This is a genomic window from Haloarchaeobius ordinarius, from assembly GCF_051801355.1.
Classification (GTDB): Archaea; Halobacteriota; Halobacteria; order Halobacteriales; family Natrialbaceae; genus Haloarchaeobius.
Genome location: NZ_CP196560.1, coordinates 2,960,791 through 2,979,648, shown reverse-complemented (window position 1 = coordinate 2,979,648; position 18,858 = coordinate 2,960,791). Strand labels below are relative to the sequence as shown.

Annotated in this window: 15 protein-coding genes and 1 tRNA gene; 11 read left to right on the top strand and 5 right to left on the bottom strand. The window is 64.9% G+C overall.

Annotated elements, in window-relative coordinates; all coding sequences use genetic code 11:
- Positions 1-145 precede the first annotated feature (145 nt).
- Positions 146-2,755, top strand: a complete 2,610-nt coding sequence (locus tag ACSC1R_RS15645) for a DUF7827 domain-containing protein (RefSeq protein ID WP_439026654.1) — start codon at positions 146-148, stop codon at positions 2,753-2,755.
- Between the two features lie 462 nt (positions 2,756-3,217).
- Positions 3,218-5,839 carry a DUF7827 domain-containing protein gene (locus ACSC1R_RS15640; RefSeq protein WP_439026653.1) on the top strand — a complete coding sequence of 874 codons (2,622 nt, stop codon included), beginning with the start codon at positions 3,218-3,220 and terminating at the stop codon, positions 5,837-5,839.
- A gap of 118 nt (positions 5,840-5,957) precedes the next feature.
- Here ACSC1R_RS15640 and dph5 read toward each other — a convergent pair whose 3' ends face one another.
- Positions 5,958-6,755, bottom strand: coding sequence for a diphthine synthase (gene dph5 / locus ACSC1R_RS15635; protein WP_439026652.1), 798 nt, complete (start codon positions 6,753-6,755; stop codon positions 5,958-5,960).
- A 114-nt stretch (positions 6,756-6,869) separates the two neighbouring features.
- Between dph5 and ACSC1R_RS15630 the strand changes: the two genes are divergently transcribed.
- The 4 genes from ACSC1R_RS15630 to ACSC1R_RS15615 all read left to right on the top strand — a co-directional run bounded on the left by ACSC1R_RS15630 (position 6,870) and on the right by ACSC1R_RS15615 (position 10,514).
- Positions 6,870-7,853: a class I SAM-dependent methyltransferase gene (locus tag ACSC1R_RS15630; protein ID WP_439026651.1), complete on the top strand. Its 984-nt coding sequence runs from the start codon at positions 6,870-6,872 to the stop codon at positions 7,851-7,853.
- A gap of 95 nt (positions 7,854-7,948) precedes the next feature.
- A tRNA-Thr gene (locus ACSC1R_RS15625) sits at positions 7,949-8,023 on the top strand.
- Positions 8,024-8,195: 172 nt separating this feature from the next.
- The gene (locus tag ACSC1R_RS15620) at positions 8,196-9,371 is read left to right on the top strand and encodes a hypothetical protein (RefSeq protein WP_439026650.1); all 1,176 of its coding nucleotides are present in this window, start codon (positions 8,196-8,198) and stop codon (positions 9,369-9,371) included.
- A gap of 294 nt (positions 9,372-9,665) precedes the next feature.
- Positions 9,666-10,514, top strand: a complete 849-nt coding sequence (locus ACSC1R_RS15615) for a CBS domain-containing protein (RefSeq protein WP_439026649.1) — start codon at positions 9,666-9,668, stop codon at positions 10,512-10,514.
- Positions 10,515-10,540: 26 nt separating this feature from the next.
- Here the strand turns inward: ACSC1R_RS15615 and ACSC1R_RS15610 are convergent, their stop codons facing one another.
- Positions 10,541-10,966, bottom strand: coding sequence for a universal stress protein (locus ACSC1R_RS15610; protein ID WP_439026648.1), 426 nt, complete (start codon positions 10,964-10,966; stop codon positions 10,541-10,543).
- Positions 10,967-11,044: 78 nt separating this feature from the next.
- Here ACSC1R_RS15610 and ACSC1R_RS15605 point away from each other — a divergent pair, with 78 nt between their 5' ends.
- Positions 11,045-11,578, top strand: a complete 534-nt coding sequence (locus tag ACSC1R_RS15605; protein ID WP_439026647.1) for a VIT1/CCC1 transporter family protein — start codon at positions 11,045-11,047, stop codon at positions 11,576-11,578.
- A 45-nt stretch (positions 11,579-11,623) separates the two neighbouring features.
- On the opposite strand, the gene ACSC1R_RS15600 is transcribed toward ACSC1R_RS15605, so the two are convergent.
- Positions 11,624-11,908, bottom strand: coding sequence for a hypothetical protein (locus ACSC1R_RS15600; RefSeq protein WP_439026646.1), 285 nt, complete (start codon positions 11,906-11,908; stop codon positions 11,624-11,626).
- A gap of 50 nt (positions 11,909-11,958) precedes the next feature.
- A complete protein-coding gene (gene udk / locus ACSC1R_RS15595) occupies positions 11,959-12,690 on the bottom strand; it encodes a uridine kinase (RefSeq protein ID WP_439026645.1) in 732 nt (243 codons plus the stop codon).
- 268 nt (positions 12,691-12,958) lie between these two features.
- Here udk and ACSC1R_RS15590 point away from each other — a divergent pair, with 268 nt between their 5' ends.
- The 3 genes from ACSC1R_RS15590 (at position 12,959) to ACSC1R_RS15580 (ending at position 16,086) form a co-directional block, all read left to right on the top strand.
- Entirely contained in the window at positions 12,959-14,338 is a 1,380-nt protein-coding gene (locus ACSC1R_RS15590) for a hypothetical protein (RefSeq protein ID WP_439026644.1), read from the top strand.
- 109 nt (positions 14,339-14,447) lie between these two features.
- Positions 14,448-15,371 carry a hypothetical protein gene (locus ACSC1R_RS15585; protein ID WP_439026643.1) on the top strand — a complete coding sequence of 308 codons (924 nt, stop codon included), beginning with the start codon at positions 14,448-14,450 and terminating at the stop codon, positions 15,369-15,371.
- Positions 15,372-15,447: 76 nt separating this feature from the next.
- Positions 15,448-16,086, top strand: coding sequence for a DUF6663 family protein (locus tag ACSC1R_RS15580; protein ID WP_439026642.1), 639 nt, complete (start codon positions 15,448-15,450; stop codon positions 16,084-16,086).
- A 6-nt stretch (positions 16,087-16,092) separates the two neighbouring features.
- Here ACSC1R_RS15580 and ACSC1R_RS15575 read toward each other — a convergent pair whose 3' ends face one another.
- Positions 16,093-17,319: an outer membrane protein assembly factor BamB family protein gene (locus ACSC1R_RS15575; RefSeq protein ID WP_439026641.1), complete on the bottom strand. Its 1,227-nt coding sequence runs from the start codon at positions 17,317-17,319 to the stop codon at positions 16,093-16,095.
- Positions 17,320-17,424: 105 nt separating this feature from the next.
- Between ACSC1R_RS15575 and ACSC1R_RS15570 the strand changes: the two genes are divergently transcribed.
- Positions 17,425-18,807, top strand: a complete 1,383-nt coding sequence (locus ACSC1R_RS15570; protein WP_439026640.1) for a hypothetical protein — start codon at positions 17,425-17,427, stop codon at positions 18,805-18,807.
- Positions 18,808-18,858 lie beyond the last annotated feature (51 nt).

Genomic DNA, 18,858 nt, shown 5'->3' with positions numbered 1-18,858 from the left:
AGGCCAGAAAGCATTTATAGTAATGCTCTAATTAACGTGACGTACCCCTACCCATGGTGACAGTACCGAGTACACCTGGTCGCCCCCCACAGGCATCAGGCGCGAAAGGTGGTGTCGCCGCCGAAACGAACCCATATTACAACCTATGACAGGAAACAAAGACAAGGCACGCAGCATTCTGCTGGCGGCGCTGATGGTCACGTCCGTCTTCGCGGGCGTCATCGCGTTCTCCGGTAGTGCTGCTGCGGCCGCTCCCGCGGTAAACACCGCGGTTGAGTACAACGATGGTTCGGGCGATTCGACCATCGAAGTCGCATTGACCGAAACACTCGATAATGGTGTAGACAACACGACCAATATTTCCGTTTTCAAGAACGGGAACAACGTCACGGCCAACTACTCCGTCACCTCTGACGGTGCTACCAATGGCCAGATTATCCTGAAGGAAACTGCCGCGGACTTCGACGTTAATCCGACCGACACGCTTACTGTCGAGATCGGTAACGTCTCGTCTGGCAGTAACTCTGCAGTCATCGGTGAGGTCGCCGTGACCATCACGAGTTACACGCTCCAGGCGGGTACGTCCGGCAAGAACTTCTACGAGGGTGGCAAGCTCGCCTTCGTCACGAACGAAACGAACGAAGGTCTTGACGTTCTCAAGGGCGGCTCCGTTATCTTCAACGGTTCCGCTGGCGAGAACAGCAACATCTACGTGTTCAACACGAAGGGTCGTAACGTCTCCGCAAGTTACGGCATCAAGACCTACGGTGGTTCCGGCGACAACACGACTAACTTCGGTCTGCGCGAGCTCACGCTCGACGCATCCGCTGACGACACCAGCATCACGACCGACGACTCGCTGACGGTCTCCGTCAGTGAGAACCGCGGTGGTGCGCTTGTTCAGGCTGTCCTCATGGACTCCAACGACGAGGAAGTCGCTACTCAGACGACGAACCTCGACGGCTCCGGTGAGGCCGCCTTCGACTTCGGTTCTCAGGACGTCGACAACTACACCGTTGAAGTGACCGACGTCCAGACCGGCAAATCCGTTACGACCGACACCGTCGTCGTCACGGAAGCCGCTGAGGGCGAACTCTCGCTCGACAAGGGCATCACCACCGAGCAGCTCGGCGACGTCGCCTCCATCGACATCTCGATGACGGGTACGTCGACGGGTGTCGTCCACATCGGTAGCGAGGACGCTGGCTACGAAGCCAACGTCACCGTCACCGACGAGGACGGCGACGGCTCCGTCACACTCCTCGTGAACACCTTCACGATGGGCGGATACACCGGCAGTGACACGTTCAGTGTCGCTGGCGATGACTCGATCGACGTCCCGACGACCGCGGACGCTCCCGACAACGAGACGCAGCTCGCTTCGCTCATCGACACTGGCGACTACGACATCACTGTTGCAACTGGCACCGACTACACTGCTGACTCGCAGGACGTCGGTACCCTCAGCATCCGTGAGCGTAGCACGAACAACCTGAACGTCTGGACCGCACCGAAAGACACCAGTGTCTCCTCGGCTTCTGATGTCCTCTCCGCAGTTGAGGACGGCACGGTCACTCAGGACTCCACCATCGCGAAGGGTGACGTCGTCATCCACGAACTCGACGCATCGGGTATCGAGGGTGCTGTCGACATCACCGCTGGCGACAACGTCTCTGCCAAGTTCTTCAACCTCACTGCTGGCGACAACGCGTCGCTGACCGTGATGCAGACGAACCCGGCACAGAACAAGCAGCCGAAGATTATCACGCTCGGCACTGACAACACGACCGTCATCGCCGACGCGGACAACAACACGTACTACCTTGTCACGTCGACCAGCGCTCTCAGCAATGTGGCCGTTGGCGACAAGTACGAGGCTAACTTCACCGCCCTCGCAGGCGGTAACCTGACCGACTCCGACGAGACGGTCAAAGCGAACTTCGAGGTTGATGACCGTGAGGTTACCCTCGACACGAACGCAGACGACGAGGTCGTCGTCTCCGCTGACACGAACCAGACCATCTCCGGCACGAGCACGCTCGCCGCCGGTTCCACGGTCAACGTCCGTGTCAACAGCGCAGACGCCGACGAGCCGTTCCTGAAGACGGGCTCCGCGACCGTTGACGCCAACGGTACCTGGAGCCTGGAGATGGACTTCAGTGACGTGCCCTCCGGCACGAACTTCACTGTGGCCGTCCGTAACGACGGCTCCCAGCTCGACTCCGCCGACGGCCAGGTCGCTGGCGCTGCTTCCCTGAGCATCGCGTCCCTCGACGCGCCGAGCTCGGTCGAGCAGGGCGAGACCGTCACCGTCACGGCCGAGATCTCGAACTCCGGCGCAGCAGAAGGCACGGCGACCGTCGAATTCCGCTTCGACGGTGACACGGTCTCCTCCGAAGAGGTTACCGTCGCCGCTGGTGCAACGGAGTCCGTCGAGTTCAGCGTCGCAGCTGACGTCGAACCCGGCACCTACACGCACGGCGTGTACGTCGGTGACATGAACTCCACCGCGGAGATCGAGGTCACCGCACCGGCAACGACGGCGACCGCGACGGCAACCGCCACGGCAACCGCGACGCCGACCGCGACGGCAACCCCGACCGCGACGGCAACCGCCACGGCAACCGCCACGGCGACCGCGACCGACGAGCCGACCGAGGAGCCTGACGACGGTGGGCAGCCCGGCTTCGGCATCGGTGTTGCACTCGTCGCACTCGTCGCAGCGGCACTGCTCGCAGTCCGCCGCCAGAACTAAACGCTAACTGACCGGACCTCGTCCGGTTCCTGACTTCGCTTTCTTTCGGATGCTACTTCCCACGGAGTGGCGACGCTGTTTTTCGTAAGTACTGCCGTGTTTGGCTTCGTGTTGTTCTCGTTCGCAGTCGAGGACAGGAGGCTGTTATCGAATTTCGCATGACAAATCAGTGATAGTCACGTCCGCGCCCGCACGAAAAGTAAATTATCCTATAGTAGTTATATTGTTGATGTCTTGCCCTAATCGGTCACTAGATGGCTCAAAAGTCTGGTCTGGGTGCATGATTACTAATGCTCCCCATTGTCATATCATCAATTGAACACCACAAAGCATTTATACAAATGGGCAGACGGTTTTGGATGTACCCCTACCCATGGTGACGACACCGAGAACTGCCGGGCCTTCCACACCACCCGGCGGGAAAGGTGGTGTCGCCGCTGAAACGAACACACGATTCCAACTATGACAGGAACTACAGACAAGGCACGCAGCATTCTGCTGGCGGCGCTGATGGTCACGTCCGTCTTCGCGGGCGTCATCGCGTTCTCCGGCAGCGCTACTGCAGAAGACTCGACACTGGCACCAACGGTACAGAGTGCTGTCGAGTACGACGATAGTGGCACGTCCACTATCGAAATTTCGCTTTCAGAAGCATCGAACAGTAGTATCACCATGTCGAACGTGACCGTCACGAAGAACGGAAACGACGTTACCGGCGACTACTCCGTCGGTGGCGATGACGGGACGTCTGGCAAATTGGTACTGACTTCGAGTAGCCAGAGTGTCGACCCGACGGACGACCTGGTCGTGACACTCGACGCCGTGGATTACTCGAGTGGAACCCACACCCTGGGCGACATCGAGCCGACGGTCACTAGCTATACGGTCAAGGCTGGTAACTCGGGCCAGAGCGTCTACGCCGGTGGAAAACTGGCCTTCATCGCGAACAACACCGATGAGGGACTCGACGTCCTCCGGGGTAACGATGTCATCTTCAACGGCTCCACCGGGGCCAACAGTTCCGTGTACGTCTTCAACACGGCGAACCGCAACCTCTCTGCGACGTACGGGTTCAGGACCTACGAAAGCGGAACGCCGACGACGACCTTCACGCTCCGTGAGCTCACGCTCGAAGCGTCGGCAGATGACACCAGCATCACGACCGACGATGCGCTGACGGTCTCCGTCAGTGAGAACCGTGGTGGTGCAAACGTCCAGGCGGTCCTCATGGACGCTAACGACGACGAAGTGGAGACCCAAACCAAAAAGCTGGACGGGTCTGGTGAGACAACCTTCGACTTCGGCACGCAGGACGCCGGCAACTACACTGTTGAGGTCACGGACGTTCAGACCGGCAAGTCCGCTACGACCGAGACCATCACCGTCGAAGAAGCCGCCGAAGGCCAACTTTCGCTTTCGCAGGGAATCACTACCGAGCAACTCGGTGACGTCGCCTCGATCAACATCTCTCTCACGGGGACGTCGACGGGCGTCGTCCACATCGGTAGCGACGAGTCCGGTTACGAAGCGAACGTCACCGTCACCGACGAGGACGGCGACGGCACCGTAATGCTCAGAGTCAATACCTACACGATGGGTGGATACAACCCCGGCGCGACGTTCAGTGCCGCGGGTGACGACACTGTCTCCAGCCCCGAACAGGACAATCTGCCTTCGATCATCGACACGGGCGATTACGACATCACGGTCGCAGCTGGCACCAGCTATACCGCTGATTCGCAGGACGTCGGTACGCTCAGCATCCGTGACCGCAGTACCAACAACCTCACCGTCTGGACTGCACCGCAGGGAACGAGTGCTTCCTCGGTCTCTGACGTCCTCTCCGCAGTCGAAGATGGTGCAGTCACCAAGGATACCACCATCGCGAAGGGTGACGTAGTCATCCACGAGCTCGACGCATCGGGCCTGGAAGGCGCACTCGAAGTCGTCGACGGTGACAACACCACTGATGACTTCTTTACTCTGGCTAACAACGGGAACCTCTCGCTGAAGGTAATGCAGACCAACCCGTCGCAGAACCGTCAGCCGAAGGCCCTGAACCTGGGAACGAGCAACACTGCGGTCATCGCCGACCCGGTCAACGACACCTACTACCTGCTCACACCCACGGACGGACTTCAGGCGACTCGCTCCGGCAGTTCCGTCGACGTTAACGCCGGTGACGAGTTCAACGCGAACCTGACCGTCCTCGCCGGCGGTAACCTGACCGATTCCGACGAGACGGTGGAAGCCCAGTTCGAGTTCGAGAATCGTGAGGTCACGCTCGACACGAACGAGAACGATGAGGTAAGCGTGGCTTCCGCCGCGAACCAGACCATCTCCGGCACGAGCACGCTGGCGTCCGGTTCCACGGTCAACATCCGTGTCAACAGTGCGGACCCCGACGAACCGTTCCTGAAGACGGGTTCGGCGACTGTCGGTCCGAACGGGAAGTGGAACCTGAACCTCAACTTCAGTGACGTGCCCGCAGGCACGAACTTCACTGTCTCCGCCCGTAGCGGTGGCACGCAGCTCGACAGTGCCGACGGTCAGGTCGGTGGCGCTGCCACCCTCGAAATCGCCTCGCTCGACGCACCGGCGTCGGTCGCACAGGGCGAGACCGTCACCGTCACGGCCGAGATCTCGAACACCGGCCAGGCGGAAGGCACTGAGACCGTCGAATTCCGCTTCGACGGTGACACGGTCGCCTCGGAAGAAGTCACCGTCGCGGCAGGCGCGACGCAGTCCGTCGAGTTCAGCATCACTGCCGACGTCGAACCTGGCACCTACACGCACGGTGTCTACGTCGGTGACATGAACCAGACGGCAGAGATCGAAGTGACGGAAGGTGGCACGACGGCGGCGACCACCACAGCCGCGACCACCACGGCAGCGACCACCACGGCAGCAACCACGACGGCGGCCGGCGGAGAGACGACGACGGCGGCCGGCGGGGAGACGACCACCGAACAGCCAGGGACGGAAGAGCCCGGTGACGACGGTGGCCAGCCCGGCTTCGGCATCGGCGTCGCGCTCGTCGCGCTCGTCGCTGCTGCGCTGCTCGCGGTCCGCCGCCAGAACTAACTGCTAACTAACCGGACCTCGTCCGGTCCCTGACTTCGCTTTCTTTCGGACGCCACACCGCACAGCGACAGCTCTGTGGGGCGACGTCGAACTGAACAGCGTAGAACGAGAGTCGGGATTACACGTCGAGCAGTTCTTCGGGTGCACCTGCGAGGTCACGCAGCGCGTCGGCTTCGATGAGGTGCAAGTCGCCGGGGACGACGAGGAGGTGGAGCGGGTCGCCGAACTCGCGGTCGGCGAGCGCGGAGAGGCGGTCCGCGGCGACGAGAGGGTCTGGACTGCCGGCGCGGGCGACGACCACGCCGAGCGTGTCGGGGTAGTACTGCGCGAGGAGGTTCGCGGCGTAGTCCGCGGTCATGTACTCCTCGTGGGCCGGGTCGTCGCCGTCGGGGCCTCGGCCGACCTTGATGTCGAGGTAGACCACGGTGTGCAGGCCCTGTTCTCGGTTCGTGTCGATTGTCTTCCGGACGCTCTCGGGCACGTCGTCGCCGCCGTGGGCGTACTCGAAGGGGAGCGTCGTCGCTTTCCCGAAGCGATAGTTCTGCAGGCCGGTGAGCGAGCTGGTCGCGGTCTGGGCGGTCGTCCCGTGGATGATTCGGGTGTCGATACCGCGGTCCTGGGCGCGCAGGCGGAGGTCGACGTGGGTCGTCGATATCATCGTGTCGCCGGCGGTCAGGAAGGCGACATCCTTCGATTCCGCGGCTTCGAGGATGTCTTCCGGGTGCTGTTCGACGCCCTGCCGGTCGCGGACCTCGATGTCGATGTCGTGGTAGGCTTCGAGGTCGGCGACGTCCGCACCGATGAGTTTGCTGGTGTAGAACTCCGCGTAGGCCCGGTCGGCGGCCTGGAGGGCGTCCGCCCCTTCGACCGTGATGGAGCGTTCGTCGTAGAGGCCGAGGCCGATGAACGTGAGCATACCGTCCGTAGCGCCATGAGCGGCTATAACGTTTCGAGTCGGGTCGAGCGTCGGCTATCGACCCGGTCGCGTCGAAGCGTCAGCGTTAGGACGCCTGCACGGTTCGCACACGGTATGAACGTCCCCTGTGTGCGAGTGGAGCGGTCGGCGGGCGAGGAGACGCGCCAGACCCTCGCCGAGGCGGGCCTCCTCTCGGACGAGTACGAGATATCTGCAGCGGACGGCTGGGTGTACATCCCGGTGACGGACCGGGCGGCAGTACCGGCGGGGTACGAGGTGGTCGAGCACGACGCCTCGGCTCGTCGAACACCGACGACACCGGCGGACATCCTCGGGTTCGAGCCGAGCCACGAACGCCTGGGCGACATCGCCATCGTCGACGAGGCGGACCCCGAACGCGCGATGGAGATCGCCGAGGCCATCGTCGCGTCGGACCTGCCGGTCACGACTGTCGTGAACCGTGCGTCTGAAATCAAGGGCGAACTGCGAGTGCGGGACTGGGACGTACTCGTCGGCGAGGACACGGAGACGGTCCACCGCGAGTACGGGTGCGGGTTCGCGCTGGACATCGCCGAGGTGTACTTCTCGCCCCGACTGGCGACCGAACGCCACCGCGTCATCGAACAGGTCCAGGCCGGAGAACACGTCTTCGACATGTTCGCGGGCGTCGGCCCGTTCGCCATCCCGGCCGCAAAGCGCGGTGCCGAGGTCGTCGCCGTCGACCTGAACGAACGCGCCGTCGAGTACCTTCGCGAGAACGCCGAGCGAAACGGGGTTGCCGACCAGGTGACCACCATCCAGGGCGACGTTCGGGACGTCGCCGTGGACTACGAGGGCTGGGCCGACCGGGTCCTGATGAACCTGCCCCACAGCGCGAACGAGTTCGTGGATACGGCGGTCGCCCTCGCCGGGGACGACTGCGTCCTCCACTACTACGACATCCAACACGAGGACGACCGCTTCGGGCCGGGTGAACGCGCCATCCGCGCCGCCGCGGAACCCGAGTACGAGGTGACCGTCGAGTCCCGCCAGACCGTCCGGTCGTACGCCCCCCACGAGTACAACGTCTGTCTGGACGTTCGCCTGACGCGGCGGTGATAGTCGAGTCGATTCGCAACCCTTATTGGTATCATCGGTTTACGTGAAGATGCGTTCGAGCGCCGGAGGATGGCGCCGGACGAGTGTACGCCCGCGCCGGTGTAGCTCAGACTGGCTAGAGCGATTCCTTCGTAAGGAATAGGTCGAGGGTTCAAATCCCTCCACCGGCTCTTTCTGTCGAACGAAGTGAGACTGAAGAGCCCTGCGAGGGGTTTGAATCAGGGAGCGAAGTACCGTGGTTCAAATCCCTCCACCGGCTTACTTCTCGCGTCATTTTCGCACGCTAAAGCCGTTGCTGTCGGCGGGATGATTTAATACGGTCCAACCTGTTGGGCGGCGTATATGAGACGCAGACGGGCGCTGTCACTCCTCGGTGGGGCACTCTTTTCCATCTCGGGGTGTCTCCGCCTCGACCAGGGTGGCGCAACGGCGACGAGGACTGACACACCTGGTTCGAGGAGTGCCACGGCGACGGCGACGGGGACCCGGATGGAGACGGCGACTGCTGGGACCACTTCCGAGACGACAGCCGAACCAGTCGAACCGTCCTACCCGATGGGACTCTCCGAGGACGGGGCGACATCGGTACTGTTCACCAGTCACGTCCGGACGTTGCTCCAGACGAGTTTCCGGGCGAGCTGGACGAAACTCGACGTCACCGACACGGAGATCATGTGGCAGAAGGAGTACGAGGTCGATACCGGGTCGGCCGTCGGTCGGTGGACGAGGCGGGGCGGTGGCGGCGACGTGACCATCTTCCGCGACGGGTCGGAGGCGTTCTGGCGCGAGGACCTGGGCGACCGGGTGACCTACGGCGAGGACGGCGAAGGGTTCGACATCGCCACCGTGACCTGGGCGGTCGAGATACGGGGGCTCCTCGACGTGTTCTCGTGGGGAACGCCCGAACTGGTGCAGCGGTCGCCTGGCGTGTGGCGAATCGAAGCGACCGGGTTCGAAGACGGGGCAGTCTCTCCGGGGCACTTCGACGGCCCGCTGGTCGGACTCGACGCCGCCCAGCTAGAGGTCACCGAAGACGGCGTGATACGGAGCGCGGAGGCGACCTACCAGGTGCGGCCGCCGGATAGTGGCGACACACGCCGGTTCGCGAGCGAGTACACGGTGGATTCGGTCGGCGACGGCTCGGTCACCGACCCGCCCTGGCTCGCCGATGCGAAGGAGGACGCACCCGTCCTCTCTGCGTCCCTGACCGACGACCGGCGCTTCTGCCGAATCGAGATAGCGTCGGGGAATCGAATCGAAGGCGGGTCACGTCTCAAACTCTCGGACATGGAGGGTCCCGGACGGACGGTCGTCCCGCTCGAGCGGCCGGTCGAACCCGGCGTTCCGGTCTACATCTACAAGGACGAAGAGCGGTTCTCCGGGTTCGTGGCGGGCGGAATCGCACGAGGGTCCGTTCCCTCGGGCGTCTCACCGGAGCCGTTCGAGAGCACGTACGAGGTATCTGCGGTCCGCAAGACGACGACGTACAACCAGAACCGAGTCCAGATAACGGAGTGACTCGTCGTTCCACACGTGACCGCTGGGCCCGATTTCTGCCGAAAAATCGAACGTGTGATGGGTGACGAGGCAGCACCGGTACGGCTCACCAGTTTCGATGGACAGTCGGGACGAACTGTCCAGCAGCACGGGTCCTGACAGGATGTGGTGAGTCGCCGGGCTGCCTCTACACGGGGTTTTGTCGCCATTGGTAATGTGTCTTGGCCATTGGTCGTAAGGGGTTCAAGTGTCCCGCGCACGACGAAGACCAATCGATTCGATGGAATTACCACCTCACCGAGAGTACATCCCGGTATGCGAATCAAGACCCTCGTCAGGGACGTGATGCGACAGACCATCGAGTCTATCTCGACGACCGCGACCGTCCGTGCCTGTGCCGAGCGGCTCCGGGACGCGGACGTCGGGTCGCTCGTGGTGACTCGCGAGGGTGACCCGGTCGGTATCGTCACGAAGAGCGACGTGGTGGCGCTGGTCGCGTCTGGGGAAGACCTGAAGAACCGGACCGCCGAGTCGTTCATGTCGTCACCGGTCGTGACGGTCGCAGCATCCCGGTCGGTCGAACACGCCGCGGACCTGCTCCGCAAGGAGGACATCGACCAGCTGATAGTCACCGAAGGAGGCGCCCTCGTCGGCGTCCTCTCCGTAGTCGAGCTGTCGTACTACCTGCCGCGGTTCCAGTACGAGGCGGTCGTCGAGAGGGGCGAGGACTGGTCGACCAGCTACGAGGACAGGGAAGACGAGGGGTTGAGCGTGGGCGACGTCGTTCGATTCTCTCAGACGATAACGGCGTCGGAGGTCGAGGAGTTCGCGGCGTTGAGCGGCGATACGAACCCGCTGCATCTGGACGACGAGTACGCTGCGAAGACGCGGTTTCGCAGGCGAATCGTCCACGGTGCACTCGCGTCGAGCGTCATCAGTGCCGCGCTCGCTCGCCTGCCAGGGCTGGTCATCTACCTGAATCAGAACCTGAGTTTCCGGGCGCCAGTCCAGCTCGGCGACCGCGTCACTGCCGTGTGTGAGGTCATCGACCGCGTCGGCGAGGACCGGTACCGGCTTCGGACGGACGTGTTCGATACGGACGACGACCTGGTCATCACCGGCGAAGCTGTCGTCCTCGTGGACGAGGCACCGGCCGCAGAGTGACCTGCCGTCGGCGTCGGTCGGCCCGCTCAGCGAACGACCGTGACGGGGACGGGCGACCGCCGAAGTACCGTCTCTGCGACGCTGCCGAGGAAGACACGTGAGATACCGGACCGGCCGTGGCTCCCCATGACGACGGCATCGACGTCGGTAGCTTCGACGTACGCGAGTATCTCCCGGGCGGGATTCCCCGTCTCGAGAGCGACTGTCACCTCGATGCCGCGGTCGGCGGCTGTCTCGCGGGCAGTCTCACAGAGTTCCTGTCCGTGTTCCCTGGCGAGTTGGACGTAGGACCGGCTCTCGGTCGGCCCCTTCGTCTCGGCCACGTAGACGGCTTCGACCGGGTCGACCACGTGGAGGACCGTGATTGTGGCGTCGGGATACAGGTCGAGAGCGTACTCGAGGGCTCGCTCACCCAGTGGGGAGCCGTCTATCGGCACGAGGATTGACTGCATACCCAGAGAGACGTCCCGAAGTGTGATAGGTTGTTGCAAGGAGGCCTTTCTTTTCGCTCGCACGAGTACCGGGTTACGATGTTACGTGAATTGCTCGGAGACGACGTCACGGAATCCGGCCGGTACATCGCGGAGGTCATCTACGGGGCGAACGACGGCATCGTGACGACGTTCGCGGTCGTCTCTGGCGTCGCGGGGGCCGCACTGGACCCCGGCATCGTGCTCATCCTCGGGGCGGCGAACCTCTTTGCGGACGGGTTCTCGATGGGGATGAGCAACTTCCTGAGCCGTCGGTCGGAGATAGACTACGTCGAGGCGACCGGGAAAGAACCCGTCGAGGACGGGAAGACACCCGGGCGAACCGCCCTGACGACGTTCGTCGCGTTCGTCCTCGCCGGGTGGACGCCGCTGTTGCCGTACATCTTCGAATCGCGGCCGCTGTTCGAACTCTCCATCGTCGTGACGGCCATCGCGTTCTTCGCCGTGGGTGCGAGTCGCAGTCTCGTCACCGACAGGTCGTGGTACGTCAACGGGACGGAGATGCTCGTCGTCGGGATGGTGGCCGCGTCGGTCGCGTACGCGGTCGGTGACCTGCTCGCGGGACTCGGGTGACACTCGAAGCCAGTCGCGTCGTAGAAGCAGGGCGGTGGTGTGGCGTTACTGCTCGGTGAGGTACCGGTAGGCGCTGATGACCAGAACGACGACCGCGGCGGCGAGTGCCAGCACGAACAGGGACAGAATCATCCCGAAGATGGCCTGACTGAAGCCGCCACGCATCCAGGGGAAGATGTCGTTCGCGATGTCGAGGGCGAGTATCATCAACAAGAACAGGACTTCGACGACGGCGAAGGGCTTGAGCCACGCGTTGCGGGAGAGGAAGCCGTCGTCGACCTCCTCGGGACGCCGGAGTTCTGCGGCGTCGGCCTCGGTTCCAGTGCTCATGTGAACATTGTACGCCCCCCCACGCAGATAAAAATTGCCTGTTTCTCCCGTCAGCGCGGCGAGGAAGAATCCGTCCCCTCGACCGGTGAGTCGGACGGTTCGACCGTGGTCCGGTCGTCGTGGACCTCGCGCGCCCACGAGCGACGTTCTTTGGGGTCTGGCGCGGCCTCGTCAGTCTCGGCTTCGACCTTCTCGGTCAGGAGGTCGACGGCCATCTGGTTCGCACCCTCGGGGATGATGACGTCTGCGTCCTTCTTCGTCGGTGCGACGAACTGCTCGTGCATGGGCTTGACCGTCGAGAGGTACTGGTCGATGACGCCGGCGAGTTCGCGCTCGCGCTCGATGACGTCGCGGCGGATGCGCCGGAGGATGCGAACGTCGGCGTCGGTCTCGACGTACACGCGCAGGTCACACATCTCGATGATGGCCTCGTGGTAGAGCGCGAAGATGCCCTCGACGACGATGACGTCGGACGGTTCCACCGTGACCGTCTCGTCCTTGCGGTTGTGGACGGTGAAGTCGTACTGCGGCATCTCGATAGGTTGACCCATGAGCAGGGAGTCGAGCTGGTCGATGAGCAGTTGCCACTCGAAGGCGTCGGGGTGGTCGTAGTTGAGGTCCTCCCGTTCGTCCATCTCGAGGTGGGTGTTGTCCTGATAGTAGTTGTCGAGTGGGATTCGTGTCACGGCCTCGCCTACCGTGTCGGCGACTTCGCGGGCGACAGTCGTCTTGCCTGCCCCCGTTCCGCCCGCGATGCCGATTACGAACGTCGGGATGGTCATCGTCCGTACAACGGCGGTTTGGGTTTTGAAAGAATCGATTCCCATCCTGCCTGCGGCAGCTCTCGGGTGAACGGTTCGAGCCACTGGCTGGGCGTGACGGGGGCGTGACTGAGGACCCGGTTACTCCCGCGCCGTAAGTGTCTGATAGTCTATATTATATCGGATGCTGGCCTAGTCGCAATCGACCCTGGAACAGCCCCGCGAGCGACGGAGCGGCCGCGACAGTCGTACTGCCGACTCGCAGGGGAACTGGGACGACGACGATACCATGAGAAAACAGCAGCTGACACGACGACAACTACTTCGACTGGCGAGTGGTGGACTCGCGGTCGGGGCCCTGAGTGGCATGGGCCAGGCCGCACCCGTCGGGCACGACGGAGAGACACTGGAGAGGACGAACCTCGTCGCTGGCCTGGAAGAACCCGAAGCGGCGAGCGCTGTGCCGAGACTGGTCGTCGCCTGGGAGGAACGAGTCAACGGGCGCGTCGTCGACGCCTATCCGACCGACCGGACCGGCGCACAGGCACCGCTGTGGTCGCTGGCCCAGTACCGCGAGCGGTTCCCGATGGTCGCCGAGTCGACGTTGCAGGCTGCCTTCCACGAGCAGTTCCTCGACGTGAACGCGCTCTACGGAACGTCCGGGAACGAACCGCTGATGGACCTCTCCGGTATCCAGCCGGGTGACGAGGGGCAACTGGACCTGTTCGTCCAGCCCCTCGGAAGCGCAGGTATCGTGGGCGTCACCGGTCGCCTGTTGCCCGCGACCACGCAACAGCCCCAGTCGACTGGCTCGCAGCCAGCCACGGCCGAGGCAGGTACCGACACCGACCCGGCGACCACGGCGACGACGCCGCTGGCCGACGCCGTCACCGCGACACTCGTCCAGACGGGCCACAACGGCGATGGAAAGATGGCGACCGTCGTCCTCGCGGACGGAACACTTCGCGAGGTCGTCGCCGCCGTCAGCGGCCGCCCGGTTCCTCTGGATGGCGACCTCTCGACCGACGGCGTCGACTGTACGACCGACCGGTCGGTCCCACACGTCCGATTGACGTGGGAACTCCCAGAGACGGCGACGGTGGTGGCCGACGACGCGGTTCGTTTCGACCTCCGCTTTACGGCCGCCGCGTGCCCGTCTGAGCCACGCCCCAGCCTCTCGGTGACCACGCGTTCGTACGCCGACACGAACGACAGGGACCTGGTGTACATCGTCCGGGTGCGCAACGATGGCCCGGCAACCGCGACGAACGTCCGGGTCGTCCCGACGCGGGACCCGACGCCGGCGAGTCAGCGGACCACGATAGCGGGCTACGGGAACTGCCTCGTCGACCAGTACGACTGGCTCAACGTGAAGGCGATACGCGTCCGGAAGGGCCCCACCGTCGACATGCTCACCGACTTCTCCAGAGGGGACGCCGGTGGCGGCCGGACGTACGACGAGACGTTCGACCCGACGACCGGTGTCTGGTACCTCGGGACCGTGAAACCGAACCAGACCTGGGAGTTGCTGGTGTCTCTGGACGCCAGACCCTGCAGCGCAGGTGAGACCTTCCGCAACACCGTCACGGTCCAGACCGACGAGTGGTGGGGGAACCGCCGCCGTGACCCCGGTGCGTGGACCGCCACCACCGAGACCAGGCTTCGGTGAGCCGTCCGGACAGCTCTCCCCGTGTCGTATCGTTCCTGTGAGGGCAATGCCCCCGTGCTATACGTGAACGTCCCGTAGTTCGAGCTATCCCGCCAACCCGGGATAGACCATGACGACGTACCAACGACGGCGACGACGTGTGCTCGCGCTCCTCGGCGCCGGTATCGGCACCGGTGCCGGAGTCGAGTCCGTCGGTGCCATCGCACAGCAGGCAGACAGTGGCCAGACCGACGGCTCACCGCGGACGGACCCGCCCGTCCTTCGAATCGCCTGGCAGGAGACGCAGAACGGGGTCGATGTCGACGCCCATCCCGCCAGCGACGAGGCAGGCAAGCGGGCGACCATCCGTTCGCGCGAGGAGATCGAAGCGGCGGTTCCGGCGCTCGACGCGACCGGGGTCGAGGCGGCCTTCCGGGCGCAGTTCACCGACTCGGTCGACGCGTTCGGCTGCGACGGACGCGGTCCGGTCGTCGACCTGTCCGACGCCCACCCCGGTTCCGAGGGGTCGGTACAGTTCGACCTCCTGGTGACCGGGGGTCCCGGGGTGGCCGTGATGCGTGCCAGGCCATGTGCCGACGCCGCGAGCGCCGAGGAAGCAGGGAGTTCTCCCGTGGCCATCGACGCCAGGGTCATCCCGATTTCGACGGACTTCGGGCTCGCTCGACCGATTCCCGGCCAGTTCCCGATGGACGACCACGCGGCCACAGGCGAGGCGAGTCCCATCTTCGATGCAGTTCGCGCGAGGGTCGTCCGGGTCGGCGGGGCTGCCGAGGAGGACACAGCCGAGACAGTGGTCGTCGAGGGCACGCTCGGGGCGGTCCTGGCAACTATCGACGCCGGTTCGGTTCGAATCGGGGGCGAATCGTCGGCGGAAGGGGCCCCTGCGACTGCGGGCACCTGCCTGTCCGCTGGCAGCCGCCGGGTTGTCCGGTTCGACTGGGCCGTGCCCACCACGGAGACGGTGACCGACCGCACGACCGAACCGGTCAGGATTGCACTCGGGTTCGAGGTGGCGGCCTGCGAGTCGACGTAGCTGGGCGGGTTCACGCCGGGTTCAGCGTCGGCTTCGAACGCGACGCTTACCCGTCGTGACCCACAACCCACTGCGTATGTCCACCACCAGCGGCCGGTTCCGGGTGCTCGCGAACCCGCGGGCCGACGACGTCTGGACCTTCGTCTCGCTCCCGACGGACCCGACCGAGCCGACCGAGGAGGCCTACGAGCTAGTCGACGTGGCCCACGCCGGTCACGGGGACCTCGACGAGACCGTCGCGGGACTGCGCCCGGGCTACGTCGTCGAGGCCGACCTCTCGTGGGCCACCGAGGACCCCACCGTCGAATCGCTGACCGTCGAGAAACGGACGCTGTACGCCAGTGCCGACGGCGTGACGAACCTGTTCGAGGCCGCCCAGGACGCCTGGGAGAACGCCCGGGCCCAGGGCGAGGCGATGGCCTCACAGGTCACGCGCGACACCGACGGCGCGGTCAACGGCGTCCTCTACGTCTTCGGGGAGCCCCAGGGGGCGGGCGACCTGTACGAGGAGTTCGTCTCGGGTCGGCGGCCCATCGAACCGCTCGTGGCGCGGGTGAACGAGAACGAAGAGCCGGGCGACCGCGAGGTGTTCGTCCTGCGGCCTGCCGGCGGTGAGTTCGTCGTCATCTACATCGCGCTGGCGAAGGAGGGACTGCTCGCGGATACGGTTCGGGACACCTACGACCTGCCGCGGCCCGACGAACCGCTGGCCTGAGTCGTTCTACTCCGAATACGTCAGTCGTTGCACCCGCCCGTCGGTGTAGATGACGTATATCTCCTTCCTGCCGTCATCGTCGGTGTCCGCGAGCACCGGGTGTGCGAGCACGTCGACGTCGCGGCCGTGACTCGCCAGCACCTCGCCCGAGTCCGGCGCGACCACCGAGACGGTCCCTCGTTTGCTCGCCACCACGAGTTCTTCGTCCCCGTCGCCGTCCACGTCGCCGAGTACTGGCGGCGGCATCATGTTGACGTTCTCCGTTTCGACCGTGCTCTCCCACCGAACGGCCCCGTCACGACCGTCGAGTGCGACCAGCGAGCCGTCCCCCGCGGTGGCGAACACGGCCGGCACGCCATCGACCGTCCCGACCGCCTGAACCGCCGAGAGCAACTGCCTGTCGTGGCGCCACTCTTGCTCGCCGGTTCGCCCGTCGAAGGCGACGACCGGCCCCTGGTTCGTTCCGGCGACGAGTTCGACGGCAGGGTCGGAATCGAGCTGTCCGGTCGTCATCCAGGTCACCGAGAGGCCGGTCCGGGCGTGCCAGACGGCCGAGCCATCGTTCCCGTACACCGCGAGGATGCCGTCACGGCCAGCGATGGCGACCTCGGTCGTCCCGTCGTCGTCGAGGTCGTCGACGGCGGGCGTCGCCCAGACGTAGGTGGAGCGGTTCACCGTCCACACCGGCGAGCCGCCGCGGTCGAGCGCCTGAACGTACCCTCGAACGTCCGCGACGAGCGTCTCGTTTGCGGCGTCGCCCGTGACGTTCGCGACGATGGGTTTCGAGTAGCCGTACGCCGAGAGCGGGTAGCGGTCCTCGACTGCGCCGGTGAGCGGGTCGTACGCGACGAGGTCGCGTTCGGTGGTCGTCGCGAGCACAGACCGACGGCCGTCACCGTCGTGGTCGACGACGCTCGGGTCCGCGACCGAGTGCGTCGTACAGTTCGCCGCCGGGACCGCGTCCCGCCAGCGTTCGGCCCCCGAGTCTGCCTCGAGTGCGACCAGCGCGCAGTCCCCGAACTGTCGCGTCGAACTGACCGGAGCGAACACCAGGGGTTCGCCGTCGACCACCGCGACGGCCGGTTCGTGATGGTTGCTTCCCCCCTCGACCGCGGTGTCACTCGTCCACGCGACCGTGAGTTCGCCGCCCTGGCCGCCGGTGAGGCCGACGGTGGCGACGCCGACCAGTCCAGCAACGATGACGAGCAAGGCGACGAGCGTTCGGGGGCGCATCACCTCGGAGTTGGGAAGTCGAGAGAAAAACCTTGCCCGTCCAGGTCCGAGTTTCGACCGGCGAACCAACGGGATTTTTGCGGGGGGCGGGACGACTCGCAGCCAATGACTCGGGTCTCACGTCTGCTGTCGGTCGTGTTGCTGGCGTCGGCGGCGCTCGTCACACCCGCCAGCGCGCACGGGAACACGTCGGCCGCGCCACCGATTCCCGCCTGGCTGTTGTTCCTCGGTGCCGGCAGCGCGGTCGCCGTGACCGCCGTCGTCGTCGCTCGAGTGGACGCCGAACCGACGGCCGTCGACGACGTTCTGGTTCGCGTCCCGGCCGGCGTCGGTGACGCGGTCAGGTGGGCCGCCCGACTGACGTTCCTCGTCGGGTTCCTGGCCGCCATCTACACCGGGTTGACCGGGCCACAGACGCCCCAGGAGTTCGCGACCGTGTTCGTCTGGCCGGTCTGGTTCAAGGGCCTCCTCGTCGTCTCCGCAGTCGTCGGGAGCCCGTGGCGCTCGCTCTCGCCGTGGGAAACGCTGTACGACCTGCTCGAACGGCTCGAAGGGGCTGAGCCCGCGTTCGAAACGTATCCCGCCGGACTCGGCACCTGGCCCGCCGCGTTCGGCTTTCTCGTCTTGATCGGGTTCGCAGAGAACCTGAGTGCGGTCCCGACGACTCCCCGACTCACCGCCGTCACTATCGCGCTCTACGCGACCGTCATGCTCGTCGGTGGCGCTGCCTGGGGGCGTGACTGGTTCGCCAACGCGGACCCACTCGCCGCGTTCTATCGGCTCGTCGGTCGGGTCGCACCCGTTTCGATTCGACGCGACGGACCCGACGAGGACGGCGAGGGTGGCGGCGACTACCAGGTGGTCCAACAGTCGCCGTGGAAGGCCTGCAGCGACCCACTGCCCGACCGGGGGGCGGCCGCACTGGCCGTGGCCGCGGTCTACACGGTCAGTTTCGACGGACTGGAAGCGACCCCGACCTATCAGGGACTACGGTTCTGGGTGCGCGAGACGTTCGGTCTCGGCGTCTACACGAAGCTCCTGCTGTACGTCGGTGGCTTCGTGACGTTCCTCGTGGTGTTCTGGCTCGTCGTCCGCCTCGCCGCGACGCTCGGAGAGGGTGACACGAGACGAGCGACCCTGGCGTTCGGCGCGACGTTGCTCCCCATCGCGGTCGGCTACGACGTGGCACACAACTACCCCTACGTGCTCCAGAGCCTGCTGGCGTTCGTCGAGGTGACGACCCAGCAACCGGTCGTTTCGACACCCCTCGCGCTCGTCCCGGCGTCGGCCATCTGGGGAAGCGAGGTGTTGCTGGTCGTGCTCGGCCACGTCGCGGCCGTCCTCGCCGCGCACACCGTCGCACTCCGGTTGTTCGGGTCGACGACGTTGGCCAGGCGGGGGCACGCGCCGCTTGTCGTCCTCATGATCGGCTACACCGTCCTCTCGCTGTGGGTGTTCGCCCAGCCGGTCGTGTCGACGGTCGCCTGATAGTCACGGTCGACTCCCCGGTCTATCCTGCGGTGCTGGCCAGCGACGTCC